Genomic DNA, 18,315 nt, shown 5'->3' on the forward strand with positions numbered 1-18,315 from the left:
GGGTCCGTCCTGGAGTGGAGGGGCGAGGGTGGGCCTCTCGCCGGTGCCGTGGTCCACGGCACCGGCGAGAGGGGGGCAGCGGACCCTCCCGCGCGTGCCGAGCGCGACGGGGAGGCGGTTGCGAGTGGTCAAGCCCCCGCACCGCCACTCCGTCCCGGTCCGAGATCCATTCGTTACCTCATCCGCCAGAGCCCGCCGCGGACTCCGGAGCCAGGGGTAGCCCGCTTACCCGCTTCCTTGTCGGGCCCGAGCCCCGGAGTCGACCCGCGAGCCCAACGGTGCTCCGCAGGACGAACCACAGGCCCCTCAACGCGCGCCACCTGGTTGGTTCCGTCCCCGGTAGCCGTCCCTCGCCCCACCGTGCACCCCGGGAGTCGGCCCGATCTGTCGATCGGGCCACGCTGTGTTCCCTGGCGTTCTGACGACGAGCCAGACACCGTGATCCCCGAAGCCGGCGCCGCCCCGTAAGCCACCGTGAAGGAATGTTCAAGAGTCCCGCAAGACGGTTAATTCCGGACCGGTTCGGTGATTTCGGTTCCAGTGGCATGGCTAGCATGACGGTCGCCGATACGGGCTATCTGCCCTGGCAACCCGAAAGCCCGTGCGAGGAATACATCCCCGGGCTCCCCTGCCGCGCTGGTGACCGTCCGCGTTCCTTTCGCGGCGCGGTCCGGTGGTTTCTCGCCCTACTCCGAAGAGGAGAACTGTCATCAATTCACACCGTAAAAGGGCTCTGGCTGTGGCCTGCGGAGCTCTTCCGCTGCTGTTCGTCGGCATGGCCTCCGACGTGGCGCAGGCCCATGGCTCCATGCAGAATCCGGTCAGCCGGGTCTACACCTGCTACCAGGAAGGTGCGGAGCGTCCCAAGTCGGGTGCCTGCCAGGCCGCCGTCGCGGCCAGTGGCACCCAGGGGTTCTACGACTGGATGGGGGTGAGGATCGGTGACGCCGCCGGTCGCCACCACCAACTCATCCCGGACGGCAAACTGTGCAGCGCGGGCAACGAACAGTCCAAGGGGCTCGACCTGGCCCGCGCGGACTGGCCCGCCACATCGCTGCCGACCGGGGGCGACTTCACGTTCAGGTACCGCGGAACCGCCCCGCACCGGGGGAGCTTCGAGCTGTACGTCACCAAGGACGGCTACGACCCCACGAAGCCGCTGAAGTGGTCCGATCTGGAGCCGGCTCCGTTCCTCAAGGCCTCGGACCCGCCCCTGGTGAACGGGTCGTACGAGATGACCGCGCAGCTGCCGAAGAAGCAGGGCCGACACCTCATCTACGCGATCTGGCAGCGGTCTGACAGCCCGGAGGCCTTCTACTCCTGTTCCGACGTCGTCTTCGGTGGCGTCGGTTCAGGCAGCGTCCCGGGTACGGGTTCCAGTCCCAGCACCGCGCCGGGAGGCGGCGCAACCCCGGCCGCCGGCTCCGGTGCGGGTAGCAGGCCGAGCACGAGTTCGGCCCCGACGGGCAAGGCGAGCCCGAGCTCGGCCCCGACAGGCAAGCCGAGCACGGGCACGGGCCCGACGGGCACACCCAGCACGGGCACGGGCCCGACGGGCGGCACGGCCACCCACGCGAGCTCCGGCGCATCGAGCGGTGGCATGACCATGGGCCACGACGCGAACGGTGGCACGGAGACGGACCATGAGGCGGTACCCGTGGCGGGCGAGGCGTCCGGCCCCCCGGGCAGCGCGCCTCGGGCCGACGTCGGCACGGCCGACTCCGGAGAGAAGCTCGCCCAGACCGGCACCTCGAACGTCGCACCGCTGGCCGCCGGGGCGACAGCGGTGCTCGGAATGGGCGGCGCGGTGGTGTTCCTGGCCCGGCGCCGCCGCGGCCATCGCCGGGTGTGAGTCGGACTCCCGGGCACCCTGGTGAGGTACCCGGGAGGTCCGTCCGTGGCAGGGCCGGCACGGAATCCGGCCCTGCCACGGGCACGGCACGGTCCGTGGCCGAACCACCTTGGGGTGCCACGGCTTTGAGGCGCACGGTGGTCGGCGGACTGCGCGGCCCGCGCGACAGGTCCGCCGTGAACTCCCGCCCGGCGATGATCATCTGTAGCGTTCTCCCCGACGTGGCGTCGAACGCGGTTCCCACCTCCCGCAGTTCCAGGGGCCCTGGGCGTCGACCCGCATCCCGAGGTCTCCGGTGCCCAGTGCGCGCGACCCCGGTCGGATGACGGGTCGCACGCGCCGACCGGCCGGTCGGTCCCCGAGGAGGAGAGCGTGATCAGGACCACGGCCACACGGCCCAGCACCAGACGGACGTGACCGAGCCCCGTCGTGGGTCGCCGTCCAGGAGGTGGACGTCGACCACCGCGACGGACCCCCTGGTCGAGTACGGCGGGCCGGAGCACCGCGAAGCCGCCACCGCCTGCGCGGTGAAGGCGCGGCCCTGCCGGACGCCGGCGGCGAGTTGTTCGCCATCCCCGCGCGCCGGTCCGACGGCCGCCCCGGACGACGGGTGCACGGCGATCCGGCCGGTGGTGTCGACCGGTAGCCGGCGGGAGCGCGGGTCGGCGTCACCTGATCGATGGTCACCACCAGGACCGGTTCGACCGCGGCGCTCCTCTCACGTCCTGAACGCGGGGGCACAGTCCGGTGGTGCCTCCAGCATCACTCCGACCCCCCGCACCGTGTGCAGGTAGCGCGGCGCGGCGGCACGCTCGCCGAACTTCCGCCGAAGCCATGACAGGTGGACGTCGATGGTCTGGTCCTCGCCGTAGGGCTGCTGCCACACCTGGGTGAGCAGCTCGCGGCGGGTCACCACCTCTCCCGGTCGGGCCGCGAGGCAGGCCAGCAGGTCGAACTCCCGCCGGGCGAGCTCCAGTTTCCTGCCGTCCAGGGCTGCCTCCCGGCGTCGGACATCGATTCTGAGACCGCCCACGACGAGCGTTTCGGAGCACTTGCCGCCGCTCGTCCGGCGCAGCAGTGCGGTGAGCCGGGCGATGAGGTACGGCCCGGAGAACGGCTTGGTCACGTAGTCGTCGGCGCCCTCGTGCAGCAGCCGGACGATCTCCGCCTCCTCGGCGCGGGCGGTGGCGATGAGGACCGGCACGTCGGACACGGCCCGCATCATCTTGAGCACCTCGGCGCCGTCCAGATCGGGCAGACCCAGATCGAGGATGACGACGTCCGGGGGATTCCGGGAAACCTCGCGGAGCGCCTCCAATGCTGTGCCGACGCTGCGGACGGTGTGTGAGGCGTTGGTCAGGTCTCGAATGACAGCCCATTTGACGAATGAATCGTCCTCAACCAGGAGCACGCTTGCCATAGTGCCCGTCACCGTACGCCAACCCTGCCGCAGGCCGCCACCGTGGGAAGACGGCTGTGGCGCGGGCGCGACCGGGGGCGTGCGTTCCTGAACTCCGGTGACGGCGTGGCTCGTCGCAACCATGGCTGTCGCCCGAGGGACTGGCTTGACGTCAGCATCGGCCTGAGTGAGGCGATGTCCGGGCCGCCCAGGCGATGACGGTACCGGACAGGGGTACGACCGGCACCACCACCCTCCGCTGCCCGACGACAGCCGACGACGCCCCGGTCGAGCCCGGTCGTCCCCGAGGTCGTCAGCACGCCGTCGGCGTCCGTGGCCACGTCTTCCCTCCAGGACGCCGGCTTCCCGGTGTGGTCCCGGGGCCTTCCGACCGGCAGGACCGCCAACAATAACCGTTCCTTAGACCTTCCTTAACCTCGATCACTATTCCTCCGAAGAGGCACCTGGCTAGAGTCGAGCCAGCCGGTTTTGCGGGCCCGTGCTTTCTTGAGAACCACGCCCGGCGTCACCGTTCGGAACGGCCCTCCGGCCTCTCGTGGGAGCCTCGCGCCGCCGATCTGTCTTCTTCGGTCCGGCCCGCCGCCGGATCCTCCCGAAATGCGGCTCATGAATTCAGGACAGGAGAAGCCTTGTACGTTCAACACGGCACCGAGGTCGCCACACAGACGACGAGTCTCCTGGAGTGGGTGGCTTCGAACCCGGTCGCGATCTCCGCCCGCGAGGCTCGCCTGCGCCTACGGGTTCCCCGAGCGGATCGCGGGGCACCCACTCCGTACTCCGAGCCGGCAGGACCGGCTCAGACGGGAGAAGGCGGCGACCACACACACCTGCGGTCGGTCGGGGACCGTCCCGTGACACCGGAGATGCCCCCCACCCACCAACACCACCTCGCACGCAGTCCTCTCACGGGCCAGGGGGTCGTGAGGCCCGGGGCCTTCGTGGACGGGATCGGAGAACTGCGTCGGGCTCTCGACAGCGCCCGGGCAGATGTGGGCGGGCTACGCGCCGCCCTCGCCGAGACACGAACGGACTTGGACACCGCACGCCACGAGGCGGCCCGTGCCGTCCGCCAGAACGACGAGTTGCGCCACGACCTCCGCTCGGCCGAGGCCGAACGACAGCAGGCATGGTCCCTCGCCGAGCAGGCGGAGACGGCCTGGGCCGCAGCAGAACGCGCCCGGGCCGATGCCGACTACCGGGCGGCGCAGATGACCGCACACACCGATCAGGCCGAACAGGCGGCCCAGGCGGCCCTCGACTGGGCCCGTCGGACTCAGATCGCCAGGGACGCCGCCTTCGCCGACGCGGCCAAGTGCCAGCAGGAAGCCACAGCCCTGGCGGCCGCGGTCGAGGAACTCCGCGCCGTCCTGGCGGCCGTGTCGGTCGAACGCGACGCGGCACGCGCCGAGGCGGCACGCGCGCGCGACCAGGTCGACCAATGGACCTCGCGCGCCCTGGCGACTCTCGCGGGTCCGCTCCAACGCCGCTCCAGCCGGCCCGCCGAACCGGGTCACCACCGGCAGCCTGCGGACGCTCCGGCCCGCCCGCCCGCCTCCGGAGTACCGGCGGACCTCGCGGATCAGCACCTTCCGACGGCCTAGCGCCGACCTGCTCCGCCCCGCCGGAGCGTCCCGACACACCCCGGAAGCGGTACACCGCCCGCCGAGACAGATCGCCGAGACCGTCCGACGCCCTCCACCTCCAACCCCACCAGAGCTGCCCCCACACATGAGCGTCCCCGATGACATCGCGTCAATCGCGCCTGCCCAGCCGTCCGCGACAGGCGCACCTCCACCCGTGGTGCGGCACCGCGACCGAGCCCCGCACCCCACCGCCCCGCCACGTCTTCACCCACGGGCGCTGCAACGCGGCATCCTGACCGGCGCCTGCGTCGTCACCGCAGTGTGGGTCGTCCAAGCCGTGCCGTCCGCCCGGCTCGACTCCCTCCTGGCCTCCGGCGCTCACCTGAGCGGGCTCCTCGCCGGGTACGGCATGCTCGTGATGCTGCTGCTGATGGCGCGGGTGCCCGCCATCGAGCACGGCGTCGGCGCGGACGTGCTGGCCCGCTGGCACGCACGGGGAGGGCGCTACGTACTCACACTCGTCGGAACGCACGCCCTGCTCGCCCTGTTGGGATTCACGGTCCACACCAAGACCGACGTACTGTCCGCCGCCGGTGCCATCGTGGACTATCCCGCGCTGGCGGCGGCCACCGCGGGCACCCTCCTGCTGGGCCTCGTCGGCGTGGTGTCCGCCAGAGCCGTGCGCCGCCGGGTCCGGCACGAGACCTGGCGAACGGTTCACCTGCTGACGTACGCGGCGACCAGCCTCGCCTTCGCCCACGAGCTGGCCGGTCCCGACATCGCCGGCGCCTCGCTCCTCGTCTGGCTGTGGTCACTGATGCACGCCCAAGTCGCGGTCCTGCTGCTGTGGTACCGCTGCGTGGTACCGATCCGGCAGATTCGGCGCCACCGCCTGCGCATCGCGGATGTGCGCAGCGAAGGGCCCGGAGTTGTCTCGGTGGTCATCGCCGGCGATCGCTTGGACGAACTCCAGGCGCAGGCAGGTCAGTTCTTCCGTTGGCGGTTCCTCACCCGCAGGCTCTGGTACACGACGCTCCCGTTCTCCCTGTCCGCCACCCCGCGGTCCGGCACACTGCGCATCACGGTCAAGGCGCTGGGCGACCACACCCGCCGGGTACGACGGCTGCGCCCCGGTGTGCGTGTCGTCGCCACCGGCCCGTTCGGGGCCATGACCGCGCACCGGCGCACCCGCAGGAAGGTGCTTCTCGTCGCCGGGGGCGTCGGCATCACCCCGATGCGGGCCCTCTACGAGACGCTGCCCGGCGGGCCGGGTGACATCGTCCTCCTCTACCGGGCCAACAGTCCGGACCAGTTGGTGCTGCGCCACGAACTCGAAGCCATAGCGGCCCGGCGGCAGGCCGGCCTGCACTACCTGCTGGGCCCGTCGCAGGGTGAGCGAAACCCGCTCGCCCCGGCCCTGTTGCGCAGACTCGTCCCCGATCTGCCCGAACGCGACGTCTTCCTCTGCGGACCGCCGGGAATGACCGCGGCCGCCACCACCGCCCTGCAGAGCGTCGGGGTCCCGAAGAACCGGATCCACTGCGAGACGTTCGTCTTCTGACGGAAGCCCCAGGCTCCACCCCCGCCGCCCCGTCCCAGGGCGAACCGGGGCCACCACGCACGAATGAGGACACCAACCCGGATGCCGATCGCTCCACTTCACGCAACAGCTTCTGCCCTCCCCACCCGCCGCCACCGCCTGAACGCCGCGCTCGGCCTGGCCTGCGCGGCCTTGCTGGCCGGCACACTGCTGTCCAACGTCAAGCCGACGGCGCCGCCGTCACCGGACCGGACGGCACCCTCCGCGCCTCCCGCGCTCTGCCCTGTTCCGGGTTGACGCCCGGCTCGCGCGCCGCCGACGGGATGTGTCGCGGTGTTCGGCCGTTCGGCCTCGGCCGGGACCGCCAAGGCCCGGGCGGCCTGCCGGTCGGGCAGGCCGAGCATGAACGACGGCACGCAGACGGTTGCCAGCTGTGCGGGCGGGAGTCCCGGACGTCCGTCCCTGGAGTATCAGTCCACGAAGTCCCCGTCGTGCCACCGTCCGTCCAGCCGGTCCCGCACCCACACAGCCGTCCTGCGATCGGGTTGCCCGCCCGGGCGCCCCGCGTGGTCAGAGACGGAACATGCTCACCGGAACGGAGGCGCGGGGAGAACGGGCACCTCGAAAGCTTCATCGGTGGGCAGAACCCGAGCCGGTCGCCGCGAGGTGGGGTTGGTCGTTGTCGGTGTCGTCGGTGTCGGCCTCGGTGGGGATGTCGTTCGTGGTGGCGGGCGTGGGGGTGGGGGCCACGCGGTGGTGGTGCCGGATTCGAAGCCGTCGTCGAAGGGGATGGTGGTGGGCGCGGCGGTGGCGGCGGGGCCGACGGAGGTTGCTCCCACGGCCACCAGGGTGGCCAGGAGCGCGCCGACCCGGCGAGCGCGGTGGTGAGGCTGGAACATGGACCGTCCGGGAGTGGAGGGGCGAGGGCGGGCCTCTCGCCGGTGCCGTGGTCCCCGGCACCGGCGAGAGGGGGCAGCGGACCCTCCCGCGAGTGCCGAGCGCGACGGGGAGGCGGTTGCGAGTGGTCAAGCCCCCGCACCGCCACTCCGTCCCGGTCCGAGATCCATTCGTTACGTCCTCCGCCAGAGCCGGCCGGCCATGGTCGGGTGACCGACGGCGCCGCCCGACGAGCAACGACCCACCTGTGGCCTGCACCCGCACTCGCCGAACCGCTGGGGGCAACTCGTTGTCGACCCGACGCGCCCGCAGCCCCCCACGGGCTCGATACCGTCCGCCTCACCAACCTCCAGAGCCGGTGACCGGGGGCCGGTCTGTCGCGGGCCCGCCCCGACGCCGTTGACGGCATGGCCGACCGCGTAGGCATCGGCGCCGGCGCTGAAGTACGCTCCGCCCGCCCGGCCGGTGGGTTCAGCGGCTTGTTTCTGGGCGGGTATCGGTGGATGTTGGGGTGTGGGCACGGCAAGCCGGATGGGAGCTGATGTGGACGACCTCGGTGGAGGCAGGGCCTTCGGCGTCGTGCTGGGGTGTGCGTTCGTGGGGCGCGAGGGTGAGCTGCGGGCGCTGCTGGGCGCGGTGTCGAGCGCGCGTCCGGCGGTGGTGCTGGTGGAGGGTGAGGCGGGGATCGGCAAGTCCCGGCTGGTCGCGGAGGCGTCGGCGGTCCTGGGCGAGCGTGGTCTGCGGGTGCTGGCGGGCGGGTGTCATCCGCTGCGGGAGCCGTTGGCCTACGGGCCGGTGATCGACGCGCTGCGCCTGGTCGGGCCGTGGTTGCCGCCGATGGAGGAGCTGGGTGCGTCGGCGGGGGCGCTGGCGCCGTTGCTGCCGGACCTGGCCGGGGCCCTACCGGAGCCGCCGCCCGCGTTGCCGCCGGAGGTGTCCGGCGGTGCGGGTCGGTTCCGGGTGGTGTCGGGGGTGCGGACGGTGTTGGAGGCGGTGGCGCCGGCCGTCCTGGTGGTGGAGGACGTGCATTGGGCGGACGAGGCGACCCGGGAGCTGCTGCTCCTGTTGGCGCGGGAGATGCCGCGGGATGTCGCGTTGGTGCTGACGTACCGGGCAGAGGACCTGCCGGGTGGTCGGCCGGTGTTGGGGGTGCCGTTCCGGCGTCCGCCGGCCACCGGTGGCGTGGAGATCGTGCTCGGTCCCCTGGGTGAGGCGGAGCTGGGGGCGATGGCGCGGGACGTGCTGGGGGGCGAGCCGGCCCCCGGTCTGGCGCGGACGCTGCTGGAGCGCAGCGGGGGTCTGCCGCTGGTGATCGAGGAGGACCTGATCACGCTCGCCCGCTCACCCGGCGGCCCGGACACCGCCGCGCTGCGGGTACCCCGTAGCCTCGGCGAGCTGTTGGCCGAGCGGACCGGACGGCTGGGCCAGGACGCGGCGGCCCTGGTGAACGCCGCGGCCGTGCTGGCGGTCCCGGCCACGCAGTCACTGCTCGCCGAGGCGGCCGGACTGGACGACGCCCGCGGCGACAACGCCTTGACGGAGGCACTCGGCGCGGTGGTGTTGCGCCAGCTGGGCCCGGACGCCTACGGATTCGCCCATGTCCTCGCTCGGGAGGCGGTCTACGAAGCCCTTCCGGGACCGGTGCGCAGTCGCATCCACCGGCGGGTGCTGGAGGTGCTGCGGGCCCAGGATCCGCCGCCGCTGGTGCAGATCGCCCACCACACCCGTGCGATGGGCGACATGGCCGCGTGGCTTCCTCGGGCCCAGGCCGCGGCCGACCAGGCCTTCGCGGTCGGCGACCACGGCATCGCCGTCGCCCTGCTGAACGAGATCATCGACCAGCCCGACCTCACCACAGCAGAACTCAGCCACGCCGCCATGACCCTGGCCCACGCCGCCGCGGCCGGCACCGAAGTCCCCGCCACCATCAAGATCCTGCGCCGGATTCTGGGGGTGACCGGCCTGCCCCCTGCGATGCGGGGCGTGATCAGGGCCAGCCTGGGGCTGCTGCTGATCTACGAGGCCGGGAACCTCTCGGGCGAGGAGGAACTGGTGACCGCTCTGTCGGAGGTCGGGGACAGCGACCCGGCCGCTGCCGCCAGGCTGCTCGCCCTGCTTGGCTGCTTGGAGACGGGCCGGTTCTCACTGACCGAGCAGCGGGACATGGTCGAGCGAGGCTACGCCCTGCTGGCCGGCAACGAGGACCGTCTGGTCCGGTGCCTACTCGACCTCGCCCGCTTCCTGCACCGATGCGTGGTGGCCGATCCCGCCGTTCCGGAGCTGCTGGCGGCGCTGCCCCGCGAGAGCGACGACGTCCTGGTGCTCCAGCGCACGGCGATGATCGTCAGCGTCAGTATCGGTCGCTTGTTCGGTGTCGGTCACGACGGGCGTGCCGCGGCCGGCATCGCCGAGGCAAGGGCCATGGCAGCACGCGGCCGTCTGCCCGTGCTGGGCATTCTCCTGGATGCCTTCCAGGTGGAGCTCGACTGGCAGGCCGGACGCTGGGAGGATGCCGAGCAGGGCCTGGCGGCCCTCCGAGAGCGCTACCCGAACAGCCTGTTCGACACAGGGAGGATCCTGGCCACCGTGCGGGGCCTCACCGCCGCCGGCCGGGGTCTCACCGCCCGGGCCGCCTCCGAGTTCGGGCAGGTCCTGGCCCGTGACGGCCTGCACCTGGACTCACTCGGCGCCGCCGCCGGCACCGCCCGACTCCACCTCGTCCGCGACGACCCCCGGGCCGCCTGGCGTGTTCTCACGGACCCGCTCGACTTCCTGGGGTTCCTCGACCGCAAGGAGGCCTGGGCGTGGGCCCGGGACCTCGTGCCCACCGCCGTCGAGACCCTCCTCGCCCTGAACCGCGTCGACGAGGCCGCGGCCCTGGCCGCGCGCCACGCCAAGGAGATCGAGGGCCGGGACGCGCCCGGCGCCGTCGCCGAGCAGCACCACTGCCGGGGCCTGCTGCTGCGGGCCGGTGATCCCGACGCGGCGATGGCGGCCTTCGACCTCGCGGCGGCGCGATGGACGGACATCGGGCGCCCCTACCTGGCCGCCCTGGCCGGCGAACGAGCCGCCGCGACCCGCGCCGACCTCGACGAGGCCGCCGCCCGCCTGGCCGGGCCGATCGCCACCTTCGAACGCCTCGGGGCGAGCTCCGACGCGGCGCGCTGTCAGCGCCTGCTGCGCGAGCTCGGCCAGAAGCCCCTCAACCCGCTCGGCCGGCTCGGGTTCGGCGACCACCTGTCCCCGCGCGAGGAACAGGTCCGCGACCTGCTCGCCTCCGGCGCCACCATCAAGGACATCGCCGCCGCCCTGTTCCTCTCCCCGCGCACCGTCGAGAAGCACGTGGCCCGCGTCCTGGCCAAACTCGACACCACCCGCGCCGACCTCGTCCGCGGACACGCCTGAACCGATCCCCGCCGTCCAGTTCGCCCACCTCCACGCCCCGTGATGCGCTGGGCCGGCCGACCGCCCGGAGTCCGACGGGGCCGGGGGCACGCACACATCTCGATGCTCACCCGGGCCACCGTGTTGGCACTGGTCGGAACCACCGCCACCGGCACCGAACCGCCCGGCCGTCGTCCTTCAAGGGTGCCCAGCCGATGACCTTGACGACCGGCCGTCGGTCTCCTTGACGAGCCGTCAAGGAGACTGTCTCCCCGTAGGTCGCAGCCGCAGCTCTGCCGACGCCGGGTCAGGGCGGTATCGGCCGCCCAGTTGCTGCGCCGCGTGCCGGTCGCGCGCCGGGGCCTCGGTCCCAGAGCCTCCCGGACGCTCGCAGCCGCCGTCTGGAGCCGTCCCGCGCCCGGGGCCCCTGGTCCTGGTGATGTGGAACCCGATGGTCGACCGGGGTGGGCGGTGACAAGACTCGAAATGCCGATGGGGCGGATAACAGAATCGTATGGGCGACACATCGCGCCCGCAGCCCCTGGGGCGCCATGAGAAGCCCCGGATGTGACCAAGAGGTTTCGGTCGTGTGACACCTCGGCCGAGTCGGTCGTCACGCACCTGGGACTCACCCGGAAACCATGAAGTGAACGCCGTCGAGGCCGGCGGGAATCATTGCCGCGCGGAGGGGCGACCCCTGGCCGGCCAGAGGCGAATCTGTTGCCAACAGCCCATATTCCAGAGGAAGTTGACCGGTCTCTGATGCTCTCGGGTCCGACCGTGTCAAGCGCTCGCTCGTAGTTCCCCGACCATCGGGCGGTCCGTCGCCCGTGCCTCCGGGGGAAGGCCCTGAGGCGAAGGAACCACCCCTGACCGGGTCAAGAACCGGAGCGAAGACCCCGCCCCGTTCAAGGGGCCCCGCGTCACCACCCCCGACCGATTCCCCCCACGGATATCTCCGGCGAACGAGTATTGACGGCGCTGTCGCGCCGGCGCTGTAGTTCCACTCAGCCACCCCGCCCCGCCTCGAAGGTTCCGACGCCTCCGAAGCGGCCGCAGCGTCTCGTCCGGCCGGCCTGCGATGCCCCCACTCGGGCAGACAGCGGCTCCACGTGCCCCACACCCCCACGGGTTGCTCGTACTCACCCCACCCGCGCTCGACCGCGCCCCATGGAGGGGCGTGGATCGACGGCATCGGTCGACACCCTCACACAGGAGAAGACAATGGACGGCTCTTCCCCCACCCTGTCCGATCGCATCAACTCCGAGATCAGCCGCCGCAGGGCGGTGCAGCTGCTGGGCGTGGGCGCGGCGGCCGTCGCCGCCGGCGGCGCCATGACCGGCACCGCCGCGGCGGCGGTCGACCCGCTCCCCTCGTCGGGGCTGGTCGCGGCGGTCCTGGACACCCCCGATCGGTGGACGAACGCCGTCGGGCTGCGCAAGCTGCTGGAGCACGCCGGCTTCACCGTGATCGATCTGGACCCGACCAAGCCGGCGACGGCCCAGGCCCGGCCGGTGGACCTGATCGCCTTCGGCAGCTTCGCCAACGACGGTCCCCACTACGACGCCTTCGTGAGGACGTACGGCGCGTCGCTGCGGCAGTTCGTCGGAGCCGGCGGGGTGGTCCTCGACCTCGCCAAGTCCGACGTCCCCGGCACCGGCGTCTCCTACCTGCCGCTCTGGAAGTGGACGTGGGACTCGACCGCGATGTACGCGGTGCGGACCGACGCCGACTTCAACACGATCTACCCGGTGGACAAGGCCCACCCGCTGGTGTCCGCGCTGCCGACGGACGCCTCCGGTCGGGTGTTCACCGGCCGCGCGGCCGCCATTTACGTCAGCTGGGAGTCGATCGGTGCCTGGAGGCAGATGCGCGTGCTCCTGGCCTGCGCGCCGGGAACGAGCTTCCCGGCGGCCCTGCTGGAGGGCGTGGACGGCAAGGGCAGGTACCTGGTCTCCAGTCTCACCGTCGACAAGTGCTACGACACGGCCGGGGCGGCGATCCAGAGCGCGGCCGCCATCGACGACAGCCGCAGGTTCTTCAACGCCCTGACCGGATACGTGCAGAAGGTGAAGACGGGTACGGCGCCTGCTGTGACTCCCACACTGTCGCTCCAGGCCGGTCCGCTCGTCGGCCACGTGGACGTCTCCACCGCCCGGATCTGGGCCCGGCCGGGCGTGGACCCGGTGGCCTTCCGGTCCTGGCAGTGCGAGGTGAAGGCCAACGGGGTCGTGGTGAAGACCGTCACCGCGAACATCTCGACCGACAACGACGACACCCTCCTGGTGGACGTGGCGGGCCTGCAGGCGAACACGAAGTACGACTTCACCATCACCCCGGTGGCATCAGGAGCCGCTTTCGTCCCCATGTCCGGTTCGTTCCGGACCGCACCGAAGGCGGGCGATCCCGTCAAGGTCACCCTGGGCGTGGGCTCCTGCGCGCACAACGTCCCGAACCACCTGTGGACGCGGATCATGACCGAGGGCTGCGAGGGCTTCGTCATGCTCGGGGACACCCCGTACACCGACTTCGTGTTCCCGGATGACCGCACGATGGCTACGTTGCCCAGGGCGCGCAGGCATCACCGGGAGTTCCTGGCCGTGCCCGAGATCGCGAACATGGTCAGACAGATGCCGGTCTGGGGAACGTGGGACGACCACGACTTCGGCGGCAACGACACCGACAGCCGCTTCGCGGGGAAGTTCGACACCCGCAAGGCGTTCGTCGACTACCGCGCCAACGCCACCTTCGGCCACGCCACCGTCGGCACCCAGCCACTGACCGACCGGACCCCAGGCGAGGGCATCTACACCTCCTTCCGGCGCGGCCCGATCGAGGTGTTCCTCATCGACCCGAGGTGGTTCTCCAACACGGACACCGGCGTCTGCATGGAGGCCGTCCAGTCGAAGTGGCTGAAGGACGCCCTGAAGGCCAGCACCGCCACCTTCAAGGTCCTCGCCTCCGGAATGACCTGGTTCGACAAGATCGTCGGAGAGAGGGACGACTGGCACACCTACAAGAGCGAGAAGCTCCAGCTCCTCGACTACATCAAGACCCAGCGGATCTCCGGGTGTGTCCTGCTCAGCGGGGACATCCACATCTCCCGCGCGGTGAAGAACTTCGACGCCACCCCGACGGACCCGACCCCGGCCGGCTACGACCTGTGGGAGTACGTCGTCAGCCCCATGCACGACGTGACACTCGGCCCCGGGTTCGACGTGAGCACGTCCGCGAGCACCGGGCTCCCGCAGGGCACGAGGTGGACCCCGAACCCGGCGGACCCCGTGAAGTGGAGCAAGGACGAGCCGTACACCTTCCTCAAGCTGGAGGCCGACACCACCGTGACCCCGGCCAGGCTCACCGCCAAGTGGATCAACCGGGACGGCGCGGTGCTGCACACCCAGACGCGCACCATCACCGAACTCACCCGGCCCTGACACCCCGGTCCGGCAGACAGTCAAGGAGAGCCGCCCATGCTCCGCAACGGCCTGGAACCCTGGCACCTCATCGTCGTACTCGCCGTCATCGTCCTCCTCTTCGGCTCCAAGAAGCTCCCCGAGGCCGCCCGCGGACTCGGCAAGTCCCTCCGCATCCTCAAGGCCGAAACACGGGCCCTGCACGATGACACCCCGCCCGACGACACCCCCGCCGAAGCCGCCCAGGCCGCCACCGGAGCGATCCTCCCGCCCGGATCCGAGGCCAACTCCGTCGATCACCCGGCCCCCAAGACCCCCCACCCGCTTACCCCCTGAACACCACCCCACCCGGGCGGGGCCCAACAACCCCGACCAACCTCAGCGCCTGGCCCCGGACGCCCTCTTTCGCTCGCGGACGCACTCGGCCGAGGCCCGCGCACTTCCTCAAGACTCCGGGCACCGACGGACCGGGTGGGACCTCCCGTCGGTGCCCGGTCCAGGTCCCGGACACCGCGGCGGTTGCGCCCTGCCGAGGGTGGCGTCGAAGCCTTCAATCGCGGCGTTGTCCGCGCCGCTGCCGAGAGCGCGCATTTCTCCGCAGCTCTTGAGCGGAGGCATGGCGCGTATGCGTTGGACCCTCTGGTACGCGCACCCGATGACGCTCGCGGGACCTTGCGCTTCGCACAGATGGTAACGACTTGATAACGCACCGGGGCGAAAGCGCCGGTTGGGAATCTCTAGGACGTACCAGGCTCGCTTGGGGCCGATGGCGTTCGAGAGCAGGGAGGGGGCCACGATGCGGGAAATAGGCTCCGTCGGCGGGTCGTCGGTGTCGACTCTCCACGAATTCTCGGTGTCGGAAGCCGGCGCGGGCGAAGCGGCGGCCACCGGGTCGCACACCACCCCGGCCGTCCGGAGCTGCGGGACCCCGCGAGCCTTCGGTAGGGGGAGCCGCGCGGATGCCGAGTCGAGCACATGAGCGAACGAATGGGGGAGTCACCATGAACGAGAACGGTGCGGCCACCGGATCCGGCGAGCCCGTCTTCGAAGTGATCGGCGAGAGGCCGGGCGACCCCACGCTGTCGGGCACGCTGGGGATCCGGGTGCCCGAGGAGCGGGTGCCGGTGACGGAGCAGCAGGTGCGTGCCGCCCTCGCGGCGCTGGGGATCGACGTGAGCGACCACGTCCAGCGGCTGGCACGGGCGTATCCCCAGATGAGGCTGGCGTTCCTGCTCAGTGTGCTGTGGTGCCGTGTCGGCAGCGCCCGTGACGCGGCGGTGGAGAACATCGACCACATCGACGCGCGCATGCTGGCCGGCCCGGCGGAGATGGACGCCACCGACGCGGACCACCTCCGACGTGCCCACGGCGAGGTCTCGCACGCCGCCGACCGCCTGCTGTTCGTCGAGTACGACGACCGCGACGGCACGCCACCCGGCAGCGATCCCTGGCTCGGCGGCGCCAGAGCCGCCGCCGAGGCCGCCGCGAGCCTGCTGGCACCCCGGGTGCTGGCGAGCACGGCCCTCATCCTCACGAACAGAGCCCGAACGCACCTCGAAGCAGCCCTTGAGGACCTCGACCGGATCGAGACCATGGCCCGGCACACCTGATACCCCCGGAGGAATCCCTTCCCGACGGGCTCCAGGCGGGGCGGGCGGGCGTGTCAGTGGCCGTGGCGCGTCCGGTGCGGTGGCGGAGTTCGCCTTCGTCGCCGAGGAAGGCAACTCGCGCTCCAAGCTGCCGAGTGTGCGGACGGCGCCCAGGGCGAGGGGCTCGCCGGGCCGCCGCCGACCGACGTCATCCCCCCTCCGCGCGCCACCGACTGCCCCACCCGGGTGATCGATGCCGAGAATCCATGCCCGTCACCTCGGCGCGGCGCTATACCTGCCTACGAACCAGGTTCCGTCCGGAGTCGTGCTCCGGCCTGGTCCCGCGTCATGGAGGAACCGTGCGACATCCCGCATCCCGTCTGCGCGCGCGAGTGCCGGTGCTGGGACTTTCCGTGCTGGTGGTGACGCTGCTCCTGCCCTCGGTCGCCGCCGAGGGCAGGACCGACCGCTACGAGTGGGCCGTGCTGGGCGACTCGTACACCGCCGGCCTCTTCGTCGGAGACCCGCGTCCTCCGCTGGACAGTCCCTCGCGGGACGGGTGTGACCGGACCACCGGCTCCTATCCCGACCTCGTGGGACGGGCCCTCGCCGCCCACCCGCTCGACAAGCCCGTGAGCCTGACCGACGTCAGCTGCGACAACGCCGACATCGGCGACATCGCACAGCAGCGACAGCAACCGACCAGCCCGGTGCGGCCACCCGACGGGGACCCCGCCGGGTGGCCCCCGGTGGATCCGCAGATCCGGCGGGCCCGGCTCAGTGACCGGACCGACGTCGTCACCGTCGGCATCGGCGCGATCGGCCTGCCCTTCGGTGAATGCCTCAACCTCAGCCTCGCCCACCTCTCCTGCACGGCGTACTACGCGAACCCGCCCGAAGGGGTGGAGGGCCTCGACAGCAAACTCGCCCGGATCCGCGACGAGTACGCCCGGATGCTCGGCGCGGTCCACCGTGCCGCACCGCACGCCAAGGTGATCACGATCGGCTACCCGGCCATCCTGCCGGAGCGGGGCGACGCCTGCGGCGGAGGCCCGACCCAGCTCGGCCCGATCGGTCCCGCCGACATCGACTGGCTGCGCGACGACGTGCTGAAGGCCCTGAACACGATCATTCGACAGGAGGCGGCGAAGCACGGCGCCGGCTACGTCGACCTCTACACCACTAGCGTGGGCCACGACGTGTGCGCCCCCGAGGACACCCAGTGGATCGAAGGCATCTGCGGCGACGCCGCGCCCTACTGGCCGGCCGTACCGCCCGGCGGCCTGCCGTTCGACTGCGTCGCCCTCGGCAAACGCGCCACACTCCTGCACCCCAACGCCAAGGAACACGCCAACGCCGGCCCCCTCGTGGAGCGCGCTGTCCGCAGCGCCCTTCGCCGACCATGACTGCCCCCGGTGCTTCCGCCTCGTGTCGCCGCTGGGCCGCCGGGCGGCGTCGGCAGGGGCACCGCCTCCCGAACCGCTGTCGAGATGCGGCCCAGTGAGGTGATCAGAGCCGGAACGGGTTCGCCCCGACCGGTGCCCACTCAGTCGTAGACGTGCTGAGGTGCCACGCGGCGTGGCAGTGGGAGACGCCAGTCGTCCAGCCTGGCGACGAGGACCCGGCGGGCCGTGGTCCGCACCTCACTCCAGATCACATCGGCGGTCAGGGAACCGGCCCACAGGTCGGTGCGACCGCGGGCATCCACGGCGCGGACCAGTCGGTCGATGGCCTTGAGGTCCTGGAGGGTGTCCGTTGCGAGGGTTCCCCGCTCCGCCATGCTCTCGGCCAGACGCAGGACGAACTCGACGTCCTCGGCGACGGCGGCAGTTCTCACCTGGTGCTCGCGGGCCCAGGCGAGCTGATCAGAAGGGTCGGCCGCGAGGACGGCCAGCAGTCGCGCTGTCCAGCGCTGCCAAGGGTCGTTGTCGTGAGGGCTCATGCCAAGAGGGTCGCACCGAACGCCGACCGCACGGTACCGAAGATGGGTGGAGGGCTTCTTCACCATCCCGGCCGGCGCGGTGCTCCGGGCGGCTCGGGACGTCCACGGCCGCGGAGGGTGACGCTCGAAGTACCCGTCCAGGTACCGATAGGCAAGGCGACCTCTGCCGCACCGTCGGCGACCACTTCACCCGGTCTGAAGCGCGGACCGCACGGGCCCGGCACATCGCGGCCGTCCACCACGGCAGTACGCCGGAGGGCAACCGCATCACCCGACTTCCACGCCGGGAACCGCCCCCGCCCGCAAGTCTCCGGGCGATCACACCACCCAGGCCCGTGCTCTTCCTTCCTCGCGTCCTCGTCATCGCCGCCCCGTTCCCGCCGGCACGGTGACCGCGGGTCAGCACCAGACGGTGCCGTCGCCGGCCGTCGCTCTGCTGATCTCGCCGCCGCCCACACGGCCGGCATCCTCTTCGCCGGCTGGGAACTGTTCTACTGACAGGCGAACCGGTTCCGTTGACCCGGGGGACGGGCCGAGGGCCGGTCCCCAGGGGCTTTCCCGACCACGATCCCGAGAGACATCTCGCGTGCCTAACAAGTCAAGCCGTCGCGGCCAGAGCCGCTGAGGGACCGGAGGTGAACGCATGTTGTTCGTCGAAGAGCTGCCGGCTCTGCAGGCAGTGGTAGAGCTG

General features: G+C 71.6%; 10 protein-coding genes. 8 read left to right on the forward strand and 2 right to left on the reverse strand.

Annotated elements, in window-relative coordinates:
• Window positions 1–739: 739 nt before the first annotated feature.
• On the forward strand, window positions 740–1,852 hold the full coding sequence (locus ACFXHB_RS40735; RefSeq protein WP_380581551.1) for a lytic polysaccharide monooxygenase: 1,113 nt from the start codon (window positions 740–742) through the stop codon (window positions 1,850–1,852).
• A 718-nt stretch (window positions 1,853–2,570) separates the two neighbouring features.
• Here the strand turns inward: ACFXHB_RS40735 and ACFXHB_RS40740 are convergent.
• Window positions 2,571–3,272 carry a response regulator transcription factor gene (locus ACFXHB_RS40740; RefSeq protein ID WP_380581553.1) on the reverse strand — a complete coding sequence of 234 codons (702 nt, stop codon included), beginning with the start codon at window positions 3,270–3,272 and terminating at the stop codon, window positions 2,571–2,573.
• A gap of 1,031 nt (window positions 3,273–4,303) precedes the next feature.
• Here ACFXHB_RS40740 and ACFXHB_RS40745 point away from each other — a divergent pair.
• From ACFXHB_RS40745 to ACFXHB_RS40775, 7 genes are all read left to right on the forward strand, one after another.
• A complete protein-coding gene (locus tag ACFXHB_RS40745; protein ID WP_380581555.1) occupies window positions 4,304–4,873 on the forward strand; it encodes a hypothetical protein in 570 nt (189 codons plus the stop codon).
• Window positions 4,874–5,069: 196 nt separating this feature from the next.
• On the forward strand, window positions 5,070–6,416 hold the full coding sequence (locus ACFXHB_RS40750) for a ferric reductase-like transmembrane domain-containing protein (protein WP_380581557.1): 1,347 nt from the start codon (window positions 5,070–5,072) through the stop codon (window positions 6,414–6,416).
• 1,407 nt (window positions 6,417–7,823) lie between these two features.
• Entirely contained in the window at window positions 7,824–10,697 is a 2,874-nt protein-coding gene (locus tag ACFXHB_RS40755; RefSeq protein WP_380581559.1) for an ATP-binding protein, read from the forward strand.
• A 1,203-nt stretch (window positions 10,698–11,900) separates the two neighbouring features.
• Complete coding sequence (locus ACFXHB_RS40760) at window positions 11,901–14,114, forward strand: alkaline phosphatase D family protein (protein WP_380581561.1); 2,214 nt, start codon at window positions 11,901–11,903, stop codon at window positions 14,112–14,114.
• A 36-nt stretch (window positions 14,115–14,150) separates the two neighbouring features.
• The gene (gene tatA / locus ACFXHB_RS40765; protein ID WP_380581563.1) at window positions 14,151–14,429 is read left to right on the forward strand and encodes a Sec-independent protein translocase subunit TatA; all 279 of its coding nucleotides are present in this window, start codon (window positions 14,151–14,153) and stop codon (window positions 14,427–14,429) included.
• A 665-nt stretch (window positions 14,430–15,094) separates the two neighbouring features.
• Window positions 15,095–15,703: a hypothetical protein gene (locus tag ACFXHB_RS40770; RefSeq protein ID WP_380581565.1), complete on the forward strand. Its 609-nt coding sequence runs from the start codon at window positions 15,095–15,097 to the stop codon at window positions 15,701–15,703.
• 338 nt (window positions 15,704–16,041) lie between these two features.
• Window positions 16,042–17,088, forward strand: a complete 1,047-nt coding sequence (locus ACFXHB_RS40775; RefSeq protein WP_380581567.1) for an SGNH/GDSL hydrolase family protein — start codon at window positions 16,042–16,044, stop codon at window positions 17,086–17,088.
• A gap of 140 nt (window positions 17,089–17,228) precedes the next feature.
• On the opposite strand, the gene ACFXHB_RS40780 is transcribed toward ACFXHB_RS40775, so the two are convergent.
• On the reverse strand, window positions 17,229–17,624 hold the full coding sequence (locus ACFXHB_RS40780; protein ID WP_380581569.1) for a hypothetical protein: 396 nt from the start codon (window positions 17,622–17,624) through the stop codon (window positions 17,229–17,231).
• Window positions 17,625–18,315: the final 691 nt, after the last annotated feature.

It is taken from the genome of Kitasatospora sp. NPDC059327, assembly GCF_042752535.1.
Taxonomy (GTDB): domain Bacteria; phylum Actinomycetota; class Actinomycetes; order Streptomycetales; family Streptomycetaceae; genus Kitasatospora.

Bases quoted from the DNA above. Each gene is read 5' to 3' on its own strand.
- ACFXHB_RS40760 (WP_380581561.1), top strand. From the start codon at position 11,901: ATGGACGGCTCTTCCCCCACCCTGTCCGATCGCATCAACTCCGAGATC.
- ACFXHB_RS40755 (WP_380581559.1), top strand. From the start codon at position 7,824: ATGGGAGCTGATGTGGACGACCTCGGTGGAGGCAGGGCCTTCGGCGTC.
- ACFXHB_RS40740 (WP_380581553.1), bottom strand. From the start codon at position 3,272: ATGGCAAGCGTGCTCCTGGTTGAGGACGATTCATTCGTCAAATGGGCT.
- ACFXHB_RS40770 (WP_380581565.1), top strand. From the start codon at position 15,095: ATGAACGAGAACGGTGCGGCCACCGGATCCGGCGAGCCCGTCTTCGAA.
- ACFXHB_RS40780 (WP_380581569.1), bottom strand. From the start codon at position 17,624: ATGAGCCCTCACGACAACGACCCTTGGCAGCGCTGGACAGCGCGACTG.
- tatA (WP_380581563.1), top strand. From the start codon at position 14,151: ATGCTCCGCAACGGCCTGGAACCCTGGCACCTCATCGTCGTACTCGCC.